Raw genomic sequence first — 4,416 nt, forward strand, 5'->3', positions numbered from 1 at the left:
GGGCGGCGTGAGCGGTGGAGCCGGTCGTCAGACGACTTCGAGGTTGGCCATCATCCCCATGTCCTCGTGTTCGGCGTTGTGGCAGTGGAAGAGATAGCGGCCGCGGTAGCCGTCGAAGCGGGTGATGACCTCCACGGACTCGCCCGGGCGCAGCGAGACGGTGTCCTTGAGGCCCGCGTCGTGGGGCAGTGGGGGCTTGCCGCCTCCGCGGGAGAGGACGCGGAACCCGACCAGGTGGAGGTGGACGGGGTGGTGGACGTCGGCGACGAAGCGCCACACCTCCACGTCGTCCAGGCCCACGGTGACGTCGGTGCGGGAGGGGCTGAAGGCGCGGCCGCCGATGAGCCAGCCGTGGCCGCCGTTCATCCGGCCGGCGCGGAAGGCGAAGTCCCGCACCCGGACGGCGTCCTCGCGGTTCCAGCCGGGCAGGTCGGTCGAGAGGACGGCCGGGACGCGGCTGTCGTCGGAGGTGGCCCGGCGGGCGACGCGGAAGGCGAGGACGTCGCGGGTCCGGCCGCTGCCGAGGCGGTTGCGGACGCGCACCAGGGTGCCGACGGGGACGTCGGTGAAGTCGACGACGACGTCGTAGCGTTCGGCGGGGGCGATCGGCAGGGTGCGGTGGGTGACGGCGGTGGTGAGCAGGCCCTGGTCGGCGCCGATCTGGACGAGGTCGAGCCGGCGGCCGTCGTCGCAGACGAGTTCGAGCTCGTAGTGACGGGCGTTGGAGCCGTTGAGCAGGCGCAGCCGGTGCCGGGCGGTGTCGACCTCGTGGACCGGCCAGGGGGCGCCGTTGACGAGGATGACGTCGGCCAGGACGCCGGCCGTGTAGGGCTCGGTGACGCCGGGGCGTTCGCGTAGGGTCGGGTCGAGGGAGGGGTAGATGAGGGAGCCGTCGGCGGCGAAGGCGCGGTCGGCGATCATCAGCGGCAGCTCGCGCGGTCCGGAGGGCAGTCCGAGGGCTTCTTCGGCGTCGTCGCGTACGAAGTAGAGGCCGGCCAGGCCGCGCCAGATGGCGGGGGCGGTGAAGTCCATGCGGTGGTCGTGGTACCAGAGCATGGCGGGGCGCTGGTCGTTGGGGAAGGTGTAGTCGCGGGTGAGGGTGGTGGTGACGGCGCGGGGATCGGCCATCCCTTCCCCGCCGTCCATCCCCCCCATGCCGCCCATGCCGTCCATCCCTCCCGTGCCGCCGGGGCCGTGGCCTTCCCCCGGGGACCAGCCGGTGGGCAGGACCAGGTCGGTGGGGTAGCCGTCGGACTCGGCGGGGGTGCGTCCGCCGTGCAGGTGGACGACGGTGGGCACCGGGAGCTCGTTGCGGTGGGTGACGGTGACCGGGCGGCCGCGGCGGGCTTCGATGGTCGGGCCGGGGAAGGTGCCGCCGTACGTCCACAGCGGGGTCCTGAGACCGGGCAGGATTTCCGCGACGGTCTCGCGCTGGGTGATCTCGTAGCGGTCGACGCCGCCCGAGGCGGCCACCGGGGCCAGGACCCGGGGCAGCGGCAGCGGCACCTGGTACGCGGGCGGCAGGGCGGCGCTGCTGCGCAGTTCGCCTCCGGTGACGGCCGGCCGGCGGCCGAGCACGGTGGAGGTGACGATGCCGCTGGTGGCCAGCGCGCCGAACGCCCCGCCGAGGGCCAGCAGCCGGCGCCGGTCCATGCGCGGGCCCGGCCGGCGCTCACTCATCGCCGGCCCCCCGCCGCCGCTCGGCACGGGCGGGGAGCGGGGCGCGCCACAGGGCGATGGTCAGGACGACGACGCCCGCGACGGTCGTCACCCCCAGTGGCAGGTGCAGCCACAGGGCGCCCTTCAGCCCGGCGACGTACTGAGCGGACTCGGCCAGGACGACGGCGAGCGTGCAGGAGAAGGGCCAGGAGCGGCGGGAGCGGTTCCAGACGGCGGCGGCCACGGCCAGCTGCAGGTAGCTGAAGTAGGTGGTGACGTTCGCGCCCTGTCCGTGCCAGCGCAGTCCGTCGAAGTCACCGGTGAGGTAGATCCCGGCGAAGACGGGCTGACCGAAGACGGCGATGGTGTGCAGGGAGGCGATGACCCTCAGGAGCCGTCCGGCGGGCCCGGTCCGCTCCCCCTCCTCGGGCTGGGCCTTGTCGGCTGCGATGGCCATGGGAGTTCCTCTCGTGAGCTGCCGCACCGGTCCTTCGGTGCTCGGCCTCCCACGAACGTTATGACCGGAGGGTTATCCCGTCTAAGATCAATATTGCTATGGAGCTATGACTTTCTGGGCATGGAGAGAGGTCAGGCCGTGGACATCAACACCCTCACCCACTTCCTCGCGGTGGCTCGGGCGGAGCACCTGAGCCGGGCGGCGCAGCAGCTGCGCGTCGCGCAGCCCTCGCTGAGCCGCTCCATCGCGCGGCTGGAGGCCGAACTGGGCGCGCCGCTGTTCGAACGGGGCGGGCGGCTGCGGCTGAACGACACCGGGCACCTGTTCCGCGGCTACGTGGAGCGCGCCCTCGGCGAGCTGGAGTCGGGACGGCGGGCGGTGGCCGAGGCCATCGGGGACGGGGCGGGGACGGTGCGGCTGGCCTCGGAGACCTTCCTGGCCTTCAGCGGGCTGCTGGCGGCGTTCAAGCGGCAGTGCCCCGGCGTGGAGCTCGAACTGCACCAGCTGCCGGCCGCCGAGATGGCCCGGCGGCTGCGGGCCCAGGACGCCGACCTGGCCATCGCCTCGCAGCCGATCGCCGCTGACGGCCTGGAGTCGGTCCGGCTCCTCGACGAGGAGGTGGGGCTGGCCCTGCCGCTGGGCCACCCGCTGGCCGGCCGCGGCTCCGTCGGCGTCGAGGAGCTGGCCGATCTGCCCTTCATCGCCACCCGCCCCGGCCACTGGCAGCGCCGGCTGCTGGACCGGGTCTTCGCCGGGCGGGGCCTGACCCCCCGGATCGTCTGCGAGGGCGACGAGGCCGGCGCCATCGCCGAACTGATCAGCGTGGGCCTGGGCGTCGGCCTGGTGCCGGTCATCGCCCTGCGCACCGTCAGCCAGGTCCCGATGGCCTACGTCAGCGTCGACAGCCCCGACTGCCGCCGCGTCCTGACGCTGTACTGGACCGAGGGCGGGCGCCTGTCCGCCCCCGCCCGCCGGCTGCGCGACGCCATCGCCGGGTGGGACTGGGAGACGAACGGGAGCGGCGCCGGCTAGGAGCCGGCGGGCGTCCGGTCATCCAGGTGCAGGGTGAACGAACCCTCGCCGTGGCGGCGGCCGTTGACCTGGAGCTCCAGCAGGTGCACGCCCGCGTGGTAGCGGCGGGTGCTGATCGGCTTCACGGCGTGCCGGCGGGTGGCCCGCCAGGTCTCGCCGGGGGCGAGCGAGCGGGTGGTGAGCTTGAAGACCTTGGGCGTGCGGCCCCCGTTGGCCTTCACGTGGTGCACGACGTAGTCGATGACCACGCTGGCGCTCTCGTCGTGGGTGTTCGTCACCGCGTACTCGAACACCAGCTCCTCGCCGAGCCGGATCTCGGCGGTCCGCACCAGCGGCCCCTCGACGGTGACCGGGACGTCGGGGCGGTGGCCGAGCAGGGCGAGCGCCTCGGGGCGGCCGGCCTTGATCAGGGTGCGCAGGCCGTGCCGGACCAGCGGGAGGGTGGTCGGCGCCGGGTCGGCGAGCCAGCGGGCGGCGGTCTCGACGGCGATCGCGGGGTGGTCGCGGCTGATGTCGTTGAGGTGGTTGGCGACCGAGCGGCGGACGTACTCCGACTCGTCCCGGTACAGCGCGTCGAGCAGCGGCACGGCGGGCGCCGGATCGGCGATCAGGGCCGGGAGTTGGGCCGCCCAGGGCAGCCGGGGCCGGGTGCCCTCGCTGGCGAGCCGGCGGACGTGCGGGTCCGGGTCGCCCGTCCAGCGTGTCATGACGGCGAGCGCCCGACCCTGGTCGGCGCGCAGGAACGGGCGCACGGCGGTCTCGGAGGTCAGCCGCGGGGTGAGCGCGGCGAGCAGCGCGAGCGCCGGTTCGAAGGCGTCCAGTCCGCGCACGGCGACGGCCTCGCCGACCGGGAACGTCATCCAGCCGGTGAACTCCCCGTCCCGCAGGGCCTCGCGCAGCACCCGCTCGAACGCGGGGTAGCCGGGCGGGAGGTCGGCGAGCACGGCGTCGCGGATCGCGGCGACGCGTTCGCTGAAGCCGAGCCCGTCCAGGGCCGCGCCGCACCGGTGGAGGGCGTCGGTGGCGACGCCGGGGCCGGTGCGGGCCAGGCAGCGGGCGAGCCCGGCGACGGTGTCCGGGTTGAGCATCTCGGCGGCCGAGGGCACGGGGCGGTCTCCTTGGGGTGCTGTGGCGCGGTGGTGCGGTGCTTCCGGACGGTACGCGATGGCACCGACAAGTCGGCCTCGTGACCACGGACGCCGGGAGCGGTCACGCGCGGACCGTCGCGTGACCTACTCGGCGCGGGCGGGAGGTGTTGTGGTTCCGGG

At 74.3% G+C, this 4,416-nt stretch carries 4 protein-coding genes; 1 reads left to right on the forward strand and 3 read right to left on the reverse strand.

From position 1 onward, the window contains the following. Positions 1 to 27: 27 nt before the first annotated feature. Positions 28 to 1,680, reverse strand: coding sequence for a multicopper oxidase family protein (locus ABD308_RS10195; RefSeq protein ID WP_344331172.1), 1,653 nt, complete (start codon positions 1,678 to 1,680; stop codon positions 28 to 30). Next, positions 1,673 to 2,116: a hypothetical protein gene (locus ABD308_RS10200; RefSeq protein WP_344331174.1), complete on the reverse strand. Its 444-nt coding sequence runs from the start codon at positions 2,114 to 2,116 to the stop codon at positions 1,673 to 1,675. The genes ABD308_RS10195 and ABD308_RS10200 overlap by 8 nt, the downstream gene beginning before the upstream one ends. 120 nt (positions 2,117 to 2,236) lie before the next feature. Between ABD308_RS10200 and ABD308_RS10205 the strand changes: the two genes are divergently transcribed. Then, positions 2,237 to 3,148, forward strand: coding sequence for a LysR family transcriptional regulator (locus ABD308_RS10205; RefSeq protein ID WP_344331175.1), 912 nt, complete (start codon positions 2,237 to 2,239; stop codon positions 3,146 to 3,148). Here the strand turns inward: ABD308_RS10205 and ABD308_RS10210 are convergent. Further along, on the reverse strand, positions 3,145 to 4,254 hold the full coding sequence (locus ABD308_RS10210) for a DNA alkylation repair protein (protein WP_344331178.1): 1,110 nt from the start codon (positions 4,252 to 4,254) through the stop codon (positions 3,145 to 3,147). The genes ABD308_RS10205 and ABD308_RS10210 overlap by 4 nt on opposite strands. Positions 4,255 to 4,416: the final 162 nt, after the last annotated feature.

This window comes from Kitasatospora putterlickiae (genome assembly GCF_039527695.1).
GTDB classification, from domain to species: Bacteria; Actinomycetota; Actinomycetes; order Streptomycetales; family Streptomycetaceae; genus Kitasatospora; species Kitasatospora putterlickiae.